Origin of the sequence: Marinomonas sp. THO17 (assembly GCF_040436405.1) — a bacterium.
In the GTDB taxonomy this organism is placed as follows: Bacteria; Pseudomonadota; Gammaproteobacteria; order Pseudomonadales; family Marinomonadaceae; genus Marinomonas.
Window position 1 is genome coordinate 1591059 of record NZ_AP031575.1, and the last position, 20620, is coordinate 1611678.

General features: G+C 42.9%; 20 protein-coding genes. All 20 read right to left on the minus strand.

The genetic code is table 11. The features are described from left to right. Nucleotides 1–33: 33 nt before the first annotated feature. Nucleotides 34–1170: a flagellar biosynthesis protein FlhB gene (flhB, locus tag ABXS85_RS07510; RefSeq protein WP_353669420.1), complete on the minus strand. Its 1137-nt coding sequence runs from the start codon at nucleotides 1168–1170 to the stop codon at nucleotides 34–36. Then, entirely contained in the window at nucleotides 1163–1945 is a 783-nt protein-coding gene (fliR, locus tag ABXS85_RS07515) for a flagellar biosynthetic protein FliR (protein WP_353669421.1), read from the minus strand. Before fliR ends, flhB begins: the two co-directional genes overlap by 8 nt. After that, on the minus strand, nucleotides 1945–2214 hold the full coding sequence (fliQ, locus tag ABXS85_RS07520; RefSeq protein WP_353669422.1) for a flagellar biosynthesis protein FliQ: 270 nt from the start codon (nucleotides 2212–2214) through the stop codon (nucleotides 1945–1947). Before fliQ ends, fliR begins: the two co-directional genes overlap by 1 nt. A gap of 2 nt (nucleotides 2215–2216) precedes the next feature. After that, the gene (fliP, locus tag ABXS85_RS07525; RefSeq protein WP_353669423.1) at nucleotides 2217–2957 is read right to left on the minus strand and encodes a flagellar type III secretion system pore protein FliP; all 741 of its coding nucleotides are present in this window, start codon (nucleotides 2955–2957) and stop codon (nucleotides 2217–2219) included. Further along, nucleotides 2954–3292, minus strand: a complete 339-nt coding sequence (gene fliO / locus ABXS85_RS07530) for a flagellar biosynthetic protein FliO (RefSeq protein ID WP_353669424.1) — start codon at nucleotides 3290–3292, stop codon at nucleotides 2954–2956. The genes fliP and fliO overlap by 4 nt, the downstream gene beginning before the upstream one ends. A gap of 82 nt (nucleotides 3293–3374) precedes the next feature. Further along, nucleotides 3375–3842, minus strand: coding sequence for a flagellar motor switch protein FliN (gene fliN, locus ABXS85_RS07535; RefSeq protein WP_353669425.1), 468 nt, complete (start codon nucleotides 3840–3842; stop codon nucleotides 3375–3377). Between the two features lies 1 nt (nucleotide 3843). Continuing rightward, complete coding sequence (fliM, locus tag ABXS85_RS07540; protein WP_353669426.1) at nucleotides 3844–4821, minus strand: flagellar motor switch protein FliM; 978 nt, start codon at nucleotides 4819–4821, stop codon at nucleotides 3844–3846. Nucleotides 4822–4826: 5 nt separating this feature from the next. Continuing rightward, on the minus strand, nucleotides 4827–5336 hold the full coding sequence (locus ABXS85_RS07545; protein WP_353669427.1) for a flagellar basal body-associated FliL family protein: 510 nt from the start codon (nucleotides 5334–5336) through the stop codon (nucleotides 4827–4829). A 167-nt stretch (nucleotides 5337–5503) separates the two neighbouring features. Next, nucleotides 5504–7423, minus strand: a complete 1920-nt coding sequence (locus ABXS85_RS07550; protein ID WP_353669428.1) for a flagellar hook-length control protein FliK — start codon at nucleotides 7421–7423, stop codon at nucleotides 5504–5506. A 103-nt stretch (nucleotides 7424–7526) separates the two neighbouring features. Next, nucleotides 7527–9233, minus strand: a complete 1707-nt coding sequence (locus ABXS85_RS07555) for a SpoIIE family protein phosphatase (protein WP_353669429.1) — start codon at nucleotides 9231–9233, stop codon at nucleotides 7527–7529. Between the two features lie 5 nt (nucleotides 9234–9238). Next, nucleotides 9239–9541: an STAS domain-containing protein gene (locus ABXS85_RS07560; protein WP_353669430.1), complete on the minus strand. Its 303-nt coding sequence runs from the start codon at nucleotides 9539–9541 to the stop codon at nucleotides 9239–9241. Between the two features lie 30 nt (nucleotides 9542–9571). Continuing rightward, on the minus strand, nucleotides 9572–11452 hold the full coding sequence (locus ABXS85_RS07565) for a hypothetical protein (protein ID WP_353669431.1): 1881 nt from the start codon (nucleotides 11450–11452) through the stop codon (nucleotides 9572–9574). Nucleotides 11453–11461: 9 nt separating this feature from the next. Further along, on the minus strand, nucleotides 11462–13465 hold the full coding sequence (locus tag ABXS85_RS07570; RefSeq protein WP_353669432.1) for a hypothetical protein: 2004 nt from the start codon (nucleotides 13463–13465) through the stop codon (nucleotides 11462–11464). A gap of 14 nt (nucleotides 13466–13479) precedes the next feature. Further along, the gene (fliJ, locus tag ABXS85_RS07575; RefSeq protein ID WP_353669433.1) at nucleotides 13480–13914 is read right to left on the minus strand and encodes a flagellar export protein FliJ; all 435 of its coding nucleotides are present in this window, start codon (nucleotides 13912–13914) and stop codon (nucleotides 13480–13482) included. Between the two features lie 53 nt (nucleotides 13915–13967). Beyond that, a complete protein-coding gene (gene fliI, locus ABXS85_RS07580; RefSeq protein ID WP_353669434.1) occupies nucleotides 13968–15299 on the minus strand; it encodes a flagellar protein export ATPase FliI in 1332 nt (443 codons plus the stop codon). Beyond that, complete coding sequence (locus tag ABXS85_RS07585; RefSeq protein WP_353669435.1) at nucleotides 15299–16117, minus strand: FliH/SctL family protein; 819 nt, start codon at nucleotides 16115–16117, stop codon at nucleotides 15299–15301. The genes fliI and ABXS85_RS07585 overlap by 1 nt, the downstream gene beginning before the upstream one ends. Nucleotides 16118–16124: 7 nt before the next feature. Beyond that, a complete protein-coding gene (gene fliG, locus ABXS85_RS07590) occupies nucleotides 16125–17138 on the minus strand; it encodes a flagellar motor switch protein FliG (protein ID WP_353669436.1) in 1014 nt (337 codons plus the stop codon). Next, a complete protein-coding gene (fliF, locus tag ABXS85_RS07595) occupies nucleotides 17139–18812 on the minus strand; it encodes a flagellar basal-body MS-ring/collar protein FliF (RefSeq protein ID WP_353669437.1) in 1674 nt (557 codons plus the stop codon). 27 nt (nucleotides 18813–18839) lie between these two features. Beyond that, complete coding sequence (fliE, locus tag ABXS85_RS07600) at nucleotides 18840–19202, minus strand: flagellar hook-basal body complex protein FliE (protein ID WP_353669438.1); 363 nt, start codon at nucleotides 19200–19202, stop codon at nucleotides 18840–18842. A 67-nt stretch (nucleotides 19203–19269) separates the two neighbouring features. Beyond that, nucleotides 19270–20619 (minus strand): sigma-54 dependent transcriptional regulator, encoded by a 1350-nt coding sequence (locus tag ABXS85_RS07605; RefSeq protein WP_353669439.1) that lies wholly within the window; start codon nucleotides 20617–20619, stop codon nucleotides 19270–19272. Nucleotide 20620 lies beyond the last annotated feature (1 nt).

Here is a 20620-nt window from a genome sequence, read left to right on the forward strand (position 1 = left end):
CAAGTTCCCTAGCAAATAAAACTATTTTCATGATCAATTACCATCCCATTGAAATTCATCTGGCACATCTAAATCTGGCATAGATTCAGGCATAGGCGCTCCTGTTCTTGCATTACGCAATTGGTAAACATAAGCCAATAACTGAGCCACCACTTTAAACAAACCTTGCGGTATCTCTTCACCAATCTCCGTATGATGATATACCGCACGCGCCAGCGCTGGCGATTGTATCACAGGGATATCATAATGATTGCCTACCTCTCGTATTTTCAGAGCAATAAAATCACCCCCCTTCGCCAATAATACGGGCGCAGAGCCACTCACTTGGTCGTATTTGAGCGCAACAGAAAAATGCGTCGGGTTAGTAATAATTACATCCGCTTCAGGCACATCTGACATCATTCGACTCATTGCCGCCTGTCGCTGAAGTTGACGAATACGCCCACGGACCAGAGGGTCACCTTCTTGTTGTTTAAATTCGTCTTTCACTTCCTGTTTGGTCATTTTCAACTTTTCTTTGTGCGACCACACTTGAAAAGGCACATCAATGGCAGCAATCAAAACCAAGGCCAGCGTCACAAAAATAAATGACCAAATAATGATATCAACACCATGCTCTAGGGCTAACTGGATATTCTGAAAAGTTAGCCCAAGGGTTTCCGGCAAAAAATGCAAAGTCACCAACACTGAAATCAAAGTCACCAAACTAACCTTAGCAACCGACTTGAGCAATTCCACTAAAGATTGCACTGAGAACATTCGCTTTAATCCAGCAATCGGATCCATTTTACTCAGTTTAGGAATCAGTGGCTCCCATGAAAAGTTCAACCCACCCAAAGCAATACTGCCAATAACACCTGCAGCAGCCAACACCGACATAAGAAGTACCATGGAGTCCATCATAGCAACCACAGACTCATAGAGATGAAAAACCATACGGTTCAAATCAAACAAGTCTTTTCGTTCAACGAGAAAATTAAAGTCGAATAGAATGGCTAGATCCTTTACCAAAAGAGTACCTGTTCCATACAAGGTGACAGCGGCGACAACTAACAACAAAGCCGTGCTAAGGTCTTTTGAACGGGGAATATTGCCTTTGTTACGTGCGTCTTGGAGTTTCTTACTACTGGCACTTTCCGTTTTTTCACTACCGTCTTCGTTTTCAGCCATTAACCTGAATCCCCCAAGTAACCTTCAACCAGTTGGTAATTTCTTCGAAGAAAAGCGCATAAATACGCAAGAACTCTTCCAGCATAATCCAAAAGAAGAATAAGGAAAACAGCATTATGATAGGAAAACCTAACGCAAAGATATTGAGTTGTGGTGATGCCTTAGCCACCACACCAAATGCCAAGTTGATAATCAGCACCACAACCGCCAATGGCAACACAATCAACAAAGCCTTTTCAAACATCCAACCACCCAACAGCACTAATTGCCAATAACGCTGACTATCAAACCCAGCCCCAATGGGCCAATAACGAAAGCTTTCAGCCAAATATTCAATCATTACCAAATGACCATTGGTACCGAGAAACGCCAAAGCCACCATAGACAAATAATATTGCCCCATGGTCGCTACTGAAATACCGTTAGCAGGATCGTTGGACATAGCAAAACCAAGACCTGCTTTCATAGCGGCTAATTGTCCTGCTAAAGAAAATAACTGAAAGAGAATTGTCACCACAAAACCAAGCACAAAACCAATCACTAACTGCTCTGCAATCAACACAATATAAGCAGGGGAAATTGGGTCATAATTCGGCACGTTAATCACTGGAGTAATGATAATAGACACAACAAAAGCAAAAGCTGCACGTACTGGGGTACTAACTAGACGACTACCAAATAGAGGAAGCGCCATAAAGAAGGCGCCTATACGAAAGAAAGGCAACAAGAAACTGATGGTTAACTCGAGTAACTGTTGTGGGTCAAGCTCAAGCATTAGCCTATTATCATAGGGATATTAATGAAAAGATCAGTAGTAAAATCCACCAATTCAGTAAGAATCCAAGGGCCTAACTGCATAATTACCAAGATAGTGACTATTAACCTAGGTAAAAAGGATAACGTTTGTTCATTAATCTGAGTAGCGGCCTGAAAAACACTCACCAAAAGACCAACCAGCAAGCTAGGCATCATTACCACTCCGACAATCAACACAATCAGATAAAAACCCTGCCCATAAAGATCCAATACCACTTGTGGATTCATCTTTAGATCCCAAAACTCGCCGCTAGTGTCCCCATTATCATAGCCCAACCATCCACCATGACAAACAACATAATTTTAAAAGGTAATGAGATAATAATAGGCGACAACATCATCATACCCATCGCCATCAAAACACTGGCCACCACCATGTCAACGATCAAGAAAGGAATAAAGATCATAAAACCTATTTGGAAAGCTGTTTTTAACTCACTGGTCACAAAAGCTGGCATCAAAATAGTAAAAGGCAGATTATCAAGCGAGTCGATAGTACCTTCCTGCCCTGCTAACTTAACAAATAAATTGATATCGTCTTCTCGGGTTTGCGCCAGCATAAAATCACGCATAGGAACAGAGGCTGCTTCTACCGCTTGCACCGAGGTCATTTCATCATTCAGATAAGGCTGCAACGCCACTTGGTTCACCTGATTCAGGGTCGGTGTCATAATAAACAGTGTCAAAAACAATGCCATCCCAATCATAATTTGATTCGAGGGTGTTTGCTGCAAACCTATCGCCTGCCGCAGAATAGCCAACACCACCACAATACGGGTGAAGGAAGTCATCATCATTAACGCTGCTGGCAGCAAGGTCAACGCCGTCATGATGAAAAGGATTTGCAAGGAAACAGAATACTCCTGACTGCCGTCAGGATTGGTCACTAATTTAACCGCTGGTAAGCCAGTTTCTGCCCAAGCCAACACAGGGAGAAACAATAGACAAAGTAAAAATACGATACGCTTCATTTGTCATCGCCTTGAGACTGACGAACTTGCTCATGCTGCGCTTGTACGAGCTCAGAGTCAAAGGGGCGGCCTCGCTTAGGAAAGCTCTTGAGATGGGTAATGGTATGACTGGTCACGCCAAGCAATACCTTTTCATTCTCTACTTCAACTAACATTAGCTTCTCTTTTGTTCCCAAAGACTGAACACTCAGAATCTTAATATCCGTCTTACCCAATTTCATTTGCGCCAGCTGAAATCGCTTCAACAACCACAAACTGGCAGGTATAAAAGCAATAATCACCAACAAAGATAAAGCAACTTTCCACAAGGAAGCAGTAGCAGACACTTCTTGCATACCAGATGCAAAAAGGCCAGTTGCAAATAAAGATCCACAACTGGCTGATATAAATTTATGTATATAAGATGTTTTCAAGACACTATTTCAATCTTTTGATTCGCTCGGAAGGACTTACAACATCCGTTAATCGAATACCATACTTGTCGTTAACGACCACCACTTCTCCATGAGCAATAAGGGTACCATTCACCAAAACGTCCAATGGCTCACCAGCAAATCTATCCAGCTCAACCACAGACCCCTGTGTTAATTGCATTAGGTTACGAATAGCGATTTCTGTATTTCCTAACTCCATCGACAAGACCACAGGAATATCCATGATCAAATCTAAATCCGAGCCAATTCCGCCTTCAGGAACGTTCGGTACAGTTAAAGTTTCCAACTTGGCAGGCTGAACGTCCTGCTCATTCATCGCTGCGGCCCATTCATCATCAACCGCGCCTTCGTCTGAATCATCAGTTTCCCCAGCTTCAGACATTGCCGCTGCCCATTCATCCGCGAGGTTCTCGTCCATTCCTTCTTGATCTGGGGATTGCTCTTCTGCCATGTTACTTCGTTACCTTGTTCGGTTTAATATTTTCCGTCACCTGAATCGAATAGCGTTCGTTACTGACACCCAATTTACCTTTAAAACTCGGCACACCATTGGCTCGTACTGTAACAAACTCAGGCATTTCCACTGGGATAATATCGCCTGCTTTAAATTTTAAAACTTCACCTAGTGTAGCTTTTTTATTTGCCACATTCACTGAGAGTTTTACATCTATGTCTTTTACATCTTGTTCAAGAGATTTACCCCAGCGATCGTCTTTTTCATCGACATCACTTTGTACGCCTGCGTCCAATAATTCACGCACTGGCTCAATCATGGAGTAAGGTAAAGTAATGTGCAGTTCGCCACCGCCACCATCTAATTCAATATGGAATGTAGACACCACTACCACTTCACTAGGGCTAACTATGTTTGCCATGGCTGGGTTCACTTCGGAACTAATGTATTCTAATTCCAATTTTAAAACAGGTGCCCAAGCCTCAGTCAGATCCACAAACACTTGCTCAAGCATAAGCTGAACAATTCGAATCTCAGTTGGGGTAAACTCACGGCCTTCAATTTTAGCATGACGACCATCACCACCAAAAAAGTTGTCTACCAGCTTGAATACTAATTTGGCATCAAGAATAAACAACGCAGTACTTCGCAACGGACGAAATTTTACTAAGTTTAAACTGGTTGGAACATACAGGGTATGCACATACTCCCCAAATTTCATAACCTGCAATCCGCCTGAAGACACATCGGCAGTGCGTCGGAGCATATTAAATAAACTGATCCGAGTATAACGAGCAAATCGTTCATTAATCATTTCTAAGGTCGGCATGCGACCTCGAACAATTCGCTCTTGACTGGTTATGTCATAGGAAGCGACACCATTTGCATCGGCGTTATCATCGTCGGCTGGCTTCTCATCAGCACCATGTAAGAGTGCATCAATTTCGTCCTGGGATAAAAGATCTTGAGCCGACATAATGATTACTGCATCACAAAGTTAGTAAAAAGAACACCATCAATGCCGCCTTGCCCAGTTTCTTGCTCCAAAATACCATTAATGGCATCCAGGGCTGCGATTTTCAGCATATCTTTCCCCTCGGTTGTTCTAAGTTCATCAAACGATTGACTAGAAAACAACAATACCAAACTATTACGTATCAAAGGCATATGTTGAGTAACTGCTTCCATTTGTTCTTTATTTTTTGATTTAACCGTCATATTTAACTGCACATAACGTTGTCGTCCATTCACCATCATATCTATGGTAAAAGCCGGCTCTAATGCTAGATAAATCGACGGTTCTGCTGCTAAAGCCGCCGCTTCAGCCTCTGCGGAATCTGCAGGTGCTTCAGAACCACTAAACAAAAGAAAATACGCCGCTGCACCACCACCCAAAAGAACGACAACCAAAGCAATGATGATAATAAGTTTCTTCTTGCCACCAGACGCTCCTTCCTCGGAACCAATATCTAAACCATCTTCTTCAGCCATATACTTAACCTTTGGTGCTTAAAATCTTAACGCTCAACATATTAAAGAAGGCAAACAAGAGTATTGCAAACCCAGTTAAACCATCCTCAAACAACTAACTCTATATTCTACAAAGAATAAAGCAGAGCACCATCAATTTCTTTTACTATGTTCAATGACAAAGGCAATTAAGCATAATAATCCACCCCTGTAGGTGATACATAAGACATCATAGCGGTCGACATTTCTTCCTCTCCCTGCTCATCTAAGGCCGCATCATTACTAGCAACAAGTGTCGCTTGTCGTGGATCTTTTTGTGCTCCTGAGGCATCTTGCTGTGATACATCTACTTCCGCACGACTCAAATCCATACCTTGTTGTGCCAACATGTCACGCAAACGTCCCATTTGACCTTCTAAAAGATCTCGAGCCTGCGACGTAGCTGCGACAAAGTTAATTTGCGTATTCGCATCATTATCTACTGACACCTTAACCGTTAAGCTACCAAGCTCTGGAGGATCCAAACGAATATGAGCAGTATGCCCACCCTCGCGAGCAATCCATGCCACTTTCTGACCCATTTCAGCAGCCCAGTTAGGGTGACCCGGCGGCACACTCATTGCCATATTCATAGCAGCCTGATTTGGTGTCGCTAATTGACTGGCAACACCCGCCGCGCCCATCACGCGCCCAAGCTGCTGTTGATTAAGAGATGAATTAAACATAGCGACATCGTCAGGAAGAGGGTTTTGCCCAGCCATTTTACTCAACATGGCTTCGTGCTCTTTTTTACGCAATTCAATTGGCTCGTTAGGCATCATATCGATCGTTTCAAGATCCACTCCATCTAACATCTCTGTCGCTGCAGAGCCAGTGAGTTCACCATTCAGTTTATTTGCCGTCATAGCAAGTCCAGCGCCAGCAAGAAGTGCTTGCTTAGCGTTATCTTTGGCCGCTTGATCGGCTAACATCCCCGCCGTCAAACCATCTTGATTGGTCTGCTTTGACGAGCTGGTCATTTGGTCCAATACCCATGACAATTGACCATCAACCGCCGCTTCCGCGCTATCAGCAGAAACAGCCATTCCAGCAGAAACTGCAGCCGCAACCGCTGTAGGCTTAACCTGCTGTTGGATCTCATCTATTTGAGTTGTGGCTTGAACAGTAGCTAACGTAAGCGCAGCCTTTTGTTCTTCTGTTAAGCCAGTTTCACCACTAAGGGATGCAATTAATTCAGGAGACAATTCAGTATTAGCGACACCTTCTTTCTCCATCTTCAGTGATAACGCTGATTGTGCTTGCAAAGCAGCAATTTGATCGGCATTTAAACTTTCTAATTGCTCTTCAGTAAGGGATAAATCTGCTGAAGGCTTACCTATTAGTTGTCCATCTAGCATAACCTGAACAACATTTTCTCGGTGCTGTGACACTGATTGAAGTGAACTGTCTCCTGTCACAACATCCACTGCTTGCTGAGCAAGCTGTAATTCATTATTCGCCTGACCTTGCACAACATTCGCCGTTACACCAGATGCATTGACACTAGCTTGCTCAATTTCCGTTGACAATAACTGAGACTGAGTCGAATCAACGGCCGCTTGTTTTACTGCGCCGGCAACTTGCGAGGCATCAATAACGGTTTGCTTAACTTTTTCTTGATTTACATCTGTCGTTTGTTTTGGAGAAGCTTCGCCACTTAACTGCAAGTTTTTGCCGCCATTCTCCCCATCCGAACCAAAGGATTCATCATTTTTTACTGCTACCTTGTTACTATCATCAGTCGTCTTCGAGGAAGAAGATAAGGTCTGCTGCCCATCTTTTTTGGCATTTTGAGTAGCCAATTCAGAAGAGGCTTTCTGTTGGCCTTCGTTCCGAGATCGACGGGCTTCCATCACAGTATTTTGATCATGAGATGCTGACTTTGTGCGGGCTTCGCTGATGTTAGATGGTTGGTCATGAGAGTCTTTTTTTGGCGAAAAAGCTTCTTTAGCACGGGAAAAATCATCCGAAAACGCCGTTCCGTTACGTTCTGGCACGCGATTGATTGGGGCTTTTTTAGCTGTCGACGGAGCCGAAATCGATAATAAGCTGTTAGAATCTGTGCGCATAATGTCCTCCTAAGATATAGAAGAGTATGCAATAGTGAGGCCAACTAGAAAAATGCACTGAAAGTCTAGTAAAAATCAAGCTTACAGACGAGGTAGATACAAATTAATCCTGTCCAACTTGCCAGTGATAATAAGCAGTAACAGCACTTCCTCCCTTAGAAAATTCCAGTTTATGACAAAGCTGATCCAACAAAGCCAAGCCACGATTGTAAAGCAGTTCACTGTTCGCCATATCAAAATTGATGTGTTGGTAATCAAAACCCGAACCACTGTCTTCAACATATAAGACCAGCACCCTACTATTGCCTTCTGAGGTGACTTTCACCGATATTTTGACATACCCTTCTTTAAGATTTGCCAAACTCCTTTCACGTTCTTCGTAATATTGGGAAAAGCCATCACTGGAACTCTTTTTGTCTGAGTTTAACTTAAGCACGCCATGCTCAAGAGCATTAGAATAAAGCTCTGACAAGATCATAAAAATCTGACTGGAAAAACTGCTTAAACCAGGCACTGTGGTAATAATCTGTAATACATAAGGCAATGGGTCAGTATTACGAAGGGAGTCGGCATTCAAAACGTATTCAAACGAAAAATCTGCTGGTGCCTCATGATGACTAATCGGCATATCTCGTTCTGGCGATTCGATACCTATATTGGTGTCAAGACACACACTCAAACAAGAAATATCGTCATGAGGGTTTTCTAATACCCCCTGCTCCGTAAGCTGCTCTACCAACCAGTCTAAGGCCTTATTCGCCTCAACCTGACCTTGATAAAAAGGATCCAATATCGAATGACAAAACATCACTCCAGATTTATCTAGCGCTTCGTAAACACCATCGGAAAACACTACTAAACGATCACCTGGAATAAAGGTAATAGGATCGATCTGACACTCAAATTCGTCGGGATGCAAAATGCCCAAGGGAAGGTTTTTAGAGGGAAAGCGCTGCGGTGCCATAGATTGCTGAGAAAAAAACAGTAAATCTGGCAAACCACCATTCCAAATCTCGATACTTTTGTTGTTCACTTTTATATCGACAAAGGCTGCACTGCAAAACATATTGGCAGGTAAGATAGTCTTTAATCTAGTATTAATCTCTGGAATGATCTGCCGCATTAAGAAACCTTTTTTGGTCCAATCAAAAAAGATATCCGCCAGTGGTAAAGCACCAATCGCTGCTGACAAACCGTGCCCGGTAAAATCACCTAGTAATATGTGCATGCCACCGTTGGGCTTATAAGCAGCTAAAATAACATCGCCATTAAAGGTATGCGTACCATAGTGAACGGTTGATATTGCAGGGTCTTTCAAGCAATTTGAGTGAGTAATATTTTCATATACTACCTTAGCTACATTTTGATCATGTACCAATTGCTCATTATACAATGACATGGCATCGCGCTGTTCTTCGAGTGTTTTCTGCATTACCAGCAAGCGTACAATGGCATTTAACTTGGCAGTAATAAGAGCAGGATTGTAGGGCTTGGATATAAAATCGGTACCGCCAATTCGCAGACAATTAGATAAAGCGACTGGATCTGCAACACCGGATAAAAAAATAATGGGAACAAAAACATTACCGGCCGCACGCTGAATTTCAAGGGCCGCTTCCCAACCATCTTTACGCGGCATTTTAACGTCTAAACAAACTAATTGAATGGTATTTGGATCAAATTTATCGACTGCATCCTGACCATCTTCCGCTGAAATTACATTATGACCAAACTGACTCAAGATGGCCTTCAACAAAATTCGGTCAGAAGGATTATCATCAGCAATCAAAATGTTCAGAATCTGTTCCATAGACACTACTCTTGGATATCAAATAACCTATGGAAATTTGCTATTTTCAAGATATCTAATACTGCACCATTAGGCTTCTTCAAAATAACACTCGCTTTTTCACCACCAGCATGATCTCTTAACAATAACAACATACCCAATGCCGAACTGTCTAAATAGCTGACATTACTAAAATCAATCTCGTAGGCGCTCGCTTTCTTGACTGAAACAAAGGCTTCTTTAAACGACTTATGACAGCTGTAATCAAAACGTCCATTAATAACAATCGTTAGACATTTTGTTTTATCATTAAAAGAGCTTTCAACCACTGAACACCTCGCAAGTAACAATGGGAAGCACTACCACTCCTCCCATTCTTCATACAAATCTCCATCTGTCGGCACCCCATCCTTTTCTACTTGCTCGCCAGATGATTCTTCTGTTGTTATCAACTCAATTCGCTTTACAATGTAGTCAACTGTTTCTCTCACTCTCATTAACCTAGCGTTTCCAACACTACGATCTGATTCCAACAAGGATAAGGTAGTACTTATCATACTCGCCATTTCCTGTATTTGACCTTGGACCTCATTAATATCATGGTCTAGATCAACTGCAAAACGATGGCGAACCGCATCATTTTGCCCTTCAGCAGCTGATAAGCTCGACAACACCCCAGCTCTCACTTCGTTTAAACATCGACTGACGTTCTCAAGCAACAAAGCATTTGAAGATAAATCTTTTTCCACTAGAGACAGACGCTGAACAACCATCTCATACCCTAATAGAAGGGAATCTTGAATTTGATCCGATAAATTCCTTACATCTCGTACACTTAATTCAGACAAAGAGGTAGAAACAACAGGCAAAGTTTCCTGAGTCTCAGAAACATTGTGGTCTGTTTTTACGTCAAATAGGGATGCTATTTGTTGTAGTTTGGTAATCTTTTCAACATTATCTGTATGTATCGCGAAACTATTACTTGCGCTCAGAACCTCCTGTACTCTGACCCTTATTGCTTCTAATGCAACCGCAAAAGACGCATAAGGAGACGCCTCTCTTACCATACGAATGGGCGCATCCCAGACATCTTTAGAGAGCAATTTTAAACTGTTATACAAAACATCAAATTCAGCACTTTCCGATTTATGCTGAATCAAAATCAAATAGCGCATACTCGATTCATCTTCATCTGCGGTAAAGCGCTCCACTGTTAAAGCATAAACCCCATCAGCTAAGACCAGCTTCAACTCGCCCTCACTTAATAAGATGGTCTCTGCGACCTGCTCACCTATGGGCGAATCTAAACCTGGATCGATACCAAACAGAGATTCAAAAGTAGCGGTATTTCTCTGCCACAAAATGTCGGCGCCTCGAGTAAGCCAAATGATGTCTCTCTCTTCATTTACCACAAAAAATGGTAGTTCAACTGCCGACAAAGCAGAGTCAATCAAGGTTAAACGCCCCAACTGATGTCGAATATCCATATCTCGAGATGATAATTCATGATCGATTAAGTGACTTAAATCCGTTAATTCATCGACCATCTTACGATCTGGAAGCACAGATGCATGACCATGCTTTCTGTGATCAATCACATGATGTATGGTCGCAAAACCAGTGGTTAATTGACGACTAAAGCGCGATGCCAACAGAATAACGATGAAAGCAACAGCAATAAACAATGCCACAGGTGCCCATACCATTCGCCCGACGAAAAGCTGACGTTGATAATCTAATGCCACACCAAGTTGCAATAGCTGTTCATCCAGCACCTCAAGTTGTTCAAACTCTAGATAAGCCTGCACTCTTTCTTGAGCAGACAAAGGGTAAGTATCTATTTCACGATTAAAAAAGACATTGAGTAAATTAATTGCGCCAGATAAATCGGTATCTTGAACTTCAGGGAAAGCATCCAATCTATCTACAATTAATTGATACTCACTAATGAGTAATTGTTGATAATAACTGGCTGAATTAGTTTGTAATCCAGGTTGAATACTATTTAAATTATCAATAAGAAGCCATTCCAGCCAGTTTTCTTCTGCACTATGAACCAGCGTCTGCAACTCAGACAATTTTTCTTGCTGCGAGTTTTGTTGTAGTAATTTGCTGTTTACTAGGTAATAAAGACCAGCAAACGCCAATAACAGAAAAAACAACAAAATAACGACTGTTTTCTGCAAACCGTTAATTAACTCTTTTCGCGGAGCACCAAAAGGTGAATGCAATTTATTCATAGTAAATAATCACTTACAAGCTAACACTGACGCAAAATAGTCAGTGATAAAAGACAAATATTTTTTCTTATCTAGTACAACGAGATCTTCATGTTCTAGGTCGTTACTAAGCTCGCTACCACTCCCTAGTTCAAGTGATTCAATTGATTGATATGATTCATACCAATCAACCGAAACGAATGGCAAAACAACGGATTTGCCATCAGCCTCAAGGATAACAGAAAAACACCCAGTTGAGCTTGTTTCACTAAACCCTGATGCCCCTTTATTCAATTCGACATATTCGACGCAACTTTCTAAGCTTGGCATAAAATACCGACTTTGCAGCCCAAATTCTGTATAAAGATTAAAACATTGCGGTAATTTGTAAGGCGTAATATCCTCTACCAAATCTGCTTCAATCGCTAAGGGCAAACCATTACATAACCCAAAATAATACCCCTTCTTACCTAAGCGAGGAACCATTTCAGCCCTTAACCCTCGCTCTAAAGGCGGCATAATACTGGCATTAGCCAAACTGGGCTCCAATAACATTTCACCTTTCTTATCCAACCAAATATTTCTTACTTGCGGACCAACACAATGACAATCTAATGCCACCGCTTCTACACACCTCAACATATCATAAGGAATAGCAAAAGGTTGACCCAATTGAGTCACTACCAATACGTCAATCTTCCCGTGATTAGGAAATAACTTACAAGCAGCTTGATCAATAGAATAGACTTCAAGGGAAGTCACCAAAGGGACTCGCCTCTCATCCTCTAAGCAACAAAAAGCTTGCTGGTTTGTGAAAGAAATCTGATCAGCCTCTATACAATAAGGTCTTGCTTCTGAGCAGTGAAAATGAAGTTGTTGAGAAAGGTAATCTATCTGATATAAAACACTTGGTAGTATATCCCGGCCTAGGTAGACACTCTGAGTTATCGTCTTCGTGGCCGTAACAGCATCACTTTCCACAACCGCACTAGTGTCTGACGCTGAAACATTATGCGCCAGCGCATAAAAACTTCCTTGCCAACGCGTAGGAAATAGCATTGACTCCTGTTCAACAGACCATGAAGACAGATTCACCCTAGGAACTGGAAATTGCGAAAACGCTGGATCCACTTGAGCCATGTTACCAACAACATCAGCAAAAGTAGTATAAATCTGTTGCTGAACATGTTGAGTGTATTGTGTTAAAAAGCTATCTCTCCAGTGACGAGACAAGTTATTTGATTGGAAAACTGAGAGCAAGGCAGGAAATGACAATGCAAGATGCTCTAATAAGGCCGTTTGTCCAACAAGGTCGTTTGTTGATACTGTTTTCGTTAAGTTTTCAGATACTTGAAAGTCTGATATGGCAGTCTGCTTATCTGTCTGCTCGGCTTTGTTTTCCACCCATTCAAGCTCAGAAAAAAAGCGATCCAACCAACTTAAAGGCACACTGGTCTCGAAAGAAAAACGCCCAACAAAACACCCATTAACAGTACCACTTACCTCAAACGACACTGACCCAAACTCAACTAATCGTTGCAATAAACCTTCTATATCAAAACTTTTCTCACCCGTTAACTCAGCAACATACTGAAACCGATCTGCAGGGTCCGACAACCTTGCTTGAAAATCTATTAGGCTTTGCCAATAAGAGTTATGAGGCAATAAGGAACGCACATGAAGCTGCTGATACTCTGGACCTAACTGAACCGCCATGACATTTTGAAAAATGGCATCCAGACAAGGCAAAAACAAGGTTTGCCAATCGGTATGAAAAGGACAATCTAATCCAAGCAATTGATCAATGGTATTTTGAATTAAGATAAGTTGGGAATGAAACAAAGAAGTACTAGAAAAAGCAAACTGGCATTCTTCTTCAAGTCTTCCCAGTAAAGAACGAGAGCGTTCCAAAGATGAGCGAGGTTGCATGGTATAAGACACAACAGCAGCCTCTATTTCAGCCATAAGCAAACTAACATCTGAAATATTTAGTTCCGCAACTGAATTCCCCCGTCCCACTTGTTTTAACTCCATTCTTGAAGACGCTATTAGCGACTCATGTCCAAAAAACGACGCATGGCAAATTCATCCGTTTCACGCTGCTCCTGTCTATCTTGAAAAGCTTGTTCTGCTTTTAAGTTTTTGTCTTTCAAAACATCCATACTTTGTGTTTTTGAACGTGCTTGTAACCAACGTCGCATACTCATATCAGCTTGCTGCTCTGCTCTTTCTATGGCTGCCTCTTGTTGTGCAATAGCCTGTTGCACACGATCAACAAAGTGCTGATAATTGGTCGTAAGATAAGGGCTCAAGCCAAGCAGGTTTCGTTCTGACTCATATTGTTGAGCATACTCTTTTAACTCTTCCAGCTTCTGAATGTCTTGCTGAACTTTTGCCTTATCACGCGCCAACTGTTGAGCAACAACATCCTCTTTACGCTGGGCAAGATCCACAAGTATTTGCAAACGACGTGATTTTTTCATGAGCAACCTATTTATTCCGTTAATAAATAGTAGACGTATTTAGTGACTGGCGTCTACTGCCCTTTGGTCATTGCAGTCACTAAAGCTTCCAAACTTTGATCTATTGAAAAGCTTTCACCGAGAGGCTGCTGCAGAAAATTACGAATTTCAGGCATTTGAACAATTGCCTGATCAAGATCAGGATCACTGCCCTGCGCATAAGCACCGACAGAGATTAAATCCTGATTTTGCTGAAATTTTGAATAAAGCTGTTTTACACGCATTGCGCCATATAAATGATCTTCACTAACAATTTGTGGCATAGCGCGAGAAATAGAAGCTTCTATATCTATGGCTGGATAATGACCTTCCTCAGCAAGACGCCGAGATAATACTATATGCCCATCAAGTATGGCTCGAGACGCATCCGCTATAGGGTCTTGCTGATCGTCACCTTCTGTCAGAACCGTGTAGAAGGCAGTAACAGAGCCATTACCATTCTGCCCATTTCCCGCTCTTTCAACAAGTTGAGGGAGTTTCGAAAATACGGAAGGCGGATAACCTTTGGTCGCCGGTGGTTCGCCAACCGACAATGCAATTTCACGCTGGGCTTGTGCATAACGAGTAAGAGAATCCATTAACAAAAGAACATTCTTACCTTGGTCTCGATAATATTCAGCAATACGAGTAGCTAGCATCGCAGCACGCAGTCGCATTAATGCAGAATCATCAGCGGGAGAGGCCACGACCACTGAACGAGCTAAACCGTCTTCACCCAGAATCTGCTCAATAAATTCCTTTACCTCTCGACCCCGCTCACCAATGAGCGCGACAATAGTAATATCCGCTTCGGTAAAACGCGTCATCATACCCAGTAACATGCTTTTACCCACACCACTACCTGCAAACAACCCCAGACGCTGGCCTTTTCCAACCGTCAAAAGGCTATTGATTGCCTTAATACCAACATCCAATGTATCGGTAATGGGCTTACGTTGTAATGGATTGATGATGCCACCGTGCAAACTCACTGAATCTTCTGCACTAATTGGACCTTTGCCATCCAAAGGCTTCCCCAGTCCATTGACCACTCGCCCCAATAATTCATCACCTACGGGCATTTTACTTTCATCAAGTAATGGCTTCACACGTGCACCAGGGGAAATTCCCTCAATTGCCTCGGTTGGCATCAGATAAGTCAGATCCCCCGTAAAGCCGACCACTTCTGACTCTACCCATCGCTCTTTACCAACTTGTACAGCGCAACGGTCCCCTAAGGCCACGACACAACCTACCGCTTCCATAGTCAGCCCAACCATGCGCGTCACCTTGCCTTCCAGTTGAGGAGAATAAGAGCTGGAAAAAGCATTGGAGAGTTTGGCTAATCTTTCTTCAAGGCTGGCCACTAGTTTGCGTCCTGATCATGTGAGCTTGTCAAATGACGTAATTCTTCATAAACGGCGGCTAAACGTTGTTCAACACGGCCATCAATATGGAAGGACTTTGAGTCCAGCACAAAACCACCACTCACCATAGAAGGGTCTTCTTCAATTTTCAATGCTAGACGTTCTTGGATACCTAACGCTTCTAAGACCGAAATATCATCAGGGTTAAGACGTATACGAATACGTCCTTCAAATTCACCTATTTCATCAAACACTCGAGTAAGCTGTTCTGTTAGGATAACCTGCCCATCTTGCTGCATTTTATGCAAACAAACATTTTCTACCATGCGAATCATAGCTTGATAAATGAGTTGCTCAGCAGCGTGTCGGCTGCTTTCTAGTGGCTGAGAAATCTCTGCGACGACATCCGCCAATAAAGCTTCAACCTGCTCAAGCTGAGCTTTAGCAAGTTCACGGGCTTGCTCACGGCCTTCTTCTATGCCTGCCGCTATACCTTCAGCTTGCCCTTTTTCAAAACCGTCTACTTCACCTTTAGAAAAGCCGCCTTCGTAACCTTTTTTATGACCTTCCTCTTCTCCTTGAATAAAGCCCTCGTCGTAAGCGGCGGATCGGATTTCTTCTAACTGAGAAGCGGTTAGCGGCTCGTATACAAGAGCGTCCTGATCCACTTCTTCTGACGTCACAACGGTATGTCTTTGCACCAGAATCGCTGGACCGCTGGACTCTATCGGATTGGGGTTTTCAAGATGAGGCAATTCCCATCGTTCATAAGCCGTTAGCTTACGATCTTCAGGCTTTTCATTATCCTTATCAGACATAGGCTAACTAAACCATCTGCTCGCCACCACCACCGAGAACGATTTCTCCGTTATCAGCGAGGCGCCTAGCAACTGCCAGAATTTCTTTCTGTGCAACTTCAACTTCACTTACACGAACAGGACCTTTTGCTTCCAAATCGTCTTTCAACATGTCAGCAGCACGGGAAGACATGTTTTTGAAAATTTTCTCCTGCATGTCTGGGTCTGCCCCTTTCAATGCCAGAATCAGAGTTTCAGATTCCACCTCACGCAAGATAACTTGAATGCCTCGATCATCCACGTCTAGTAAGTTATCAAACACAAACATTAGATCTTGAATAGTGTTTGCCAAATCTTCATCCACGTCACGAATGGATTCCATCAATTCGGTCTCCACCGAACTGTCAATAAAGTTCATGATGTTCGCAGCAGTACGCACACCGCCAATGGTAGTCGATTGCGTCGAGTTATTACCGGAGAATTGACGTTCGAGTATGTTGTTTAACTCTTGTAAAGCAGCAGGCTGTACCGTTTCCAATGCCGCCACTCGCAACACAATATCCAAACGCACACGTTCATCAAAATTTGCCAAGATGTCGGCAGCTTGGTCAGGATCAAGATAAGAAATAACAATAGCCTGAATCTGTGGGTGTTCATAACGAATAACGTCAGCGACGGCACGTGACTCCATCCACTTGAGAGTATCTAGACCCGTGGTGTTACCACCTAACAGGATTCGATCAATCAAGCTTCCGGCTTTTTCTTCGCCTAAAGCCTCTCGCAACATATTACGAATATAACCATCAGCACCAAGTCCTAGACCAGTTTGATCACCCACCAACACTAAGAAATCGTCCAAGACTTTTTCTACTTGGTGACGTTGCACATTACTCAATTGCGCCATAGTCTGGCCAATTTTCTGAACCTCTTTAGGCCCCATGTGCTTTAGGATTTGTGCAGCATCAGACTCACCCAGTGACATTAATAGCACTGCAGCTTTTTGAACCGATGTTAGATCTGCACCTTGGCCTGTATCACTCATTTAGTTTTCCATTACCCACTGTTTAACCACTTGCGCAACACGCTCTGGCTCTTCGGCAATCAAGCCACGTATCGCATTAAGTTGACGATCAATTTTTTCAGGTGAACCTGGTACTAATATGTCTTCTGCACTGACCAAAGACACCTGATCATCTGAAATTTCATCCGTTTCATCAGAGAATATAGCGGCTTCGGTATCCTCCGCAACCGCAATCTTATTTTGCTCACTGAGGGTTTTCAAAATCGGACGCACCACGATGAGCAACAAAATGAGCACGAACAAGCCCACTAAGGTTGGTTGCAATAAATTCAAGAACCAAGGCTGCTTATAAAAAGGTGGCTCAACAATTGGCTCTTCAGGATCTGGCAAAGCAAAAGGAGAATTAATCACACTCACACTATCACCACGAGCAGGATCATAACCCACGGCATCACGCACCAATAGTGTCAGACGGCCTAATTCATCGTCACTCCAAGGTGTTCTCACAACGGTAGAAGTATCGGTATCTAGACTGGCCAGATCATCTACCACCACAGCAACCGACAATCGTCGAATAGTACCTTGCTGACGTTTGGTATAACTGATGCTGCGATCTAATTCAAAATTACGTGTGGTTTCTTCTCGAGACTGACCGTTTGTTCCTGTTCCATTACCACCAATGGGTGCACCATTCTCGTCAACCGCTTCCGGCGCAGTGACAGCACCTGGCGGTTGATTAGTTAATGCGCCAGGAATACCACTAGCTGAAACGCCAGCACTACGATTCTCTCTAAGGGTTTGCTCACTTCGCAGGGCCAATAAATCGGGGTTATATTGCTCGTCAGTCTTCTCGATGGCGGTAAAGTCCACATCTGCTGACACCTCTGCTTTGAAACGGCCTTGTCCCACAACCGGACCAAGAATGTTATTAACTCGCTGCAACAACACATCTTCTACTTTGCGAGTATAATCGAACTGCTTACCTGCCACGGACAATTCTGAATCAGAATCCTTCTCGGTAAGCAAGGTACCTCGCTGATCCACCACAGTAACATCTTTATCACTCAATTGAGAGATACTAGATGCAACCAAATTAACAATGGCATCCACCTGACTTCGATCTAAGCGACGCCCCGGATAAAGCTCTAGAAATACAGAAGCGGAGGGTTTTCGAGTATCACGAACAAACACCGACTCTTTAGGGATAGCAAGATGAACCCGAGCCGTTTTAATACTTTGCAAACTTGAGATAGTTCGACTCAACTCGCCTTCCAAACCACGACGATAACGTGTCGTCTCAACAAACTGAGAGGTTCCTAGACCTTGATCTTGGTCCATAATTTCCAAACCAACAATGTTATCAGAAACAATGCCAGAGCCAGCCAATTTTAAACGCGCTTGATGATAATAATCTCCTTCAACTAATAACGCGCCGGTATTTTCATCAAGTTTAAAAGGAATGTTGTTAACACTAAGAATTTCAACTATTTGATCCGCGTTGTAATCCGTAATACTACTTAAGACAGGTTTATAGTCTGGGCCATTAGTCCATAACACAGCAGCCAAACCAATTGCGATAGAGGCAGCTAAGCCGACCATTAAGGCCAGCTGTCGAATCACTGTTAACTTATTGAATCCAGTGACTAATTCTAAATAGAGCTTACGCTCCGATTGTTCTGCAGGGACATTATCCATTAAAAAGCGCCAAGCGGTTTATCTAGCCTAAATCGGCATATTCATGATTTTTTCATACGCATCAACAAGCTTATTTCGTACTTGAGTCATCGCCTCAAAAGACACACTTGATTTTTGTAGGCCAATCATCACTTGTGGTAAATCAACACCTTCATCACCGCGTTCATAAGATTGAGCGAGTTGCGATGCTTCTTGTTGAAGAGAATTTACATTATCAACGGCATTCTTCAGCATTTCTGCAAAATCTGCTCGTTCAACAGCCTGAGCAGCATCCGCATTGCCACCAGGTTGTGCAACCTCTGCCACCCCACTACCGGGTGCTTGAACTTGCGAGCGGAGATCCCTCATTTGGGATAACACTTGATTAATATCAGGTCGACCTGAAATCATGCTCTTCACCTAAAAAATCACGTTATATAAAGTTTAGCATAAAGCTAATTAAAACAAGATACAAAAATCAATCTACGTCGATACCACTTTCACGCATTTTCGCTATCTTATATCTTAAGGTTCGAGGACTGATTCCCAACTTGTCCGCCACTTCCTTACGTTTACCCTTAGCATCAATTAATGCTTGGGCAATAATACGAAACTCATGCTGCTGAACACCTTTACCCAGTATGGAAGCCGCACTTTCTTCTTCCTCATGCACCTCTTCTGAGGTTGTTGGTGCTCCAGCCATCATATCAAAAGCTATGTGCTCGTCGTGTATTTGACCATTTGAACTTAATATCAAGGCACGCTGAATAACATTATCTAGCTCACGAACATTACCAGGCCAAGGGTGCGCTTCTAACTTACTTTGGGCTGAAGGTTTCAACAAAGCCCCTGTTATGCGCATCTTGCCAGCATGTTTGTGCAACAAATGCTCGGCAATGGGTAAGATATCCCCTTTACGTTCTCTAATTGGCAACCATCGTAATGGAAAAACATTCAGGCGATAATACAAATCTTCGCGGAAACCGCCTTCTTTTACGTACTCTGCAAGATCTCGGTTGGTGGTCGCTATGATCCTCACATCCAGCGGAATCGATTTTTTACCGCCAAGACGTTCCACTTCTTGCTCTTGCAGCACTCGTAACAACTTAGCCTGCAAGCCCACATCCATTTCCGTAATTTCATCTAATAGCAAGGTACCGCCATTAGCTTGTTCAAATTTACCTGCTTGCGAAGAAACTGCACCGGTATAAGCACCTTTTTCATAACCAAATAAAATGGCTTCCAACATATTTTCAGGAATAGCGGCACAATTGATGGCCACAAAAGGGGCATTACGACGCGACGATTGGTTGTGAATGTAATGGGCAAGCACTTCTTTACCTGTACCACTTTCACCACACACCAGTACCGTTGAGTCTGTCACAGCCACCCGCTTAGCCAAATCCAATAAAGCTAAACTGGCCGAATCTTTAGCAATCGGCTGACTCGAGGATAAAGAGGTTTGCTTAACCGTATATTTGGCAATAGCATTCAAAAGTTCCTCTTCCTGAAACGGCTTAAGAAGATAATCCACTGCACCGTCACGCATGGCTTCTACCGCATGAGCAATGTCACCATAGGCCGTCATTAACATAATCGGTAATTCTGGATACGTATCAACCACGTGATGCAATAAACCATAACCATCCATGCCGGGCAGATTGACATCTGACACCACCATATCAAATTGCCCATGCTTCAGCGCCAACACGGCTTCTTCAGCACTGGACACCATTTTGCATTGGTAACTTGCCAGCATGAGCGTGTCTTCCAGCGCTTCTGCCAATCCCTTGTCATCTTCGACGATTAATAACTTCACATCCGACATG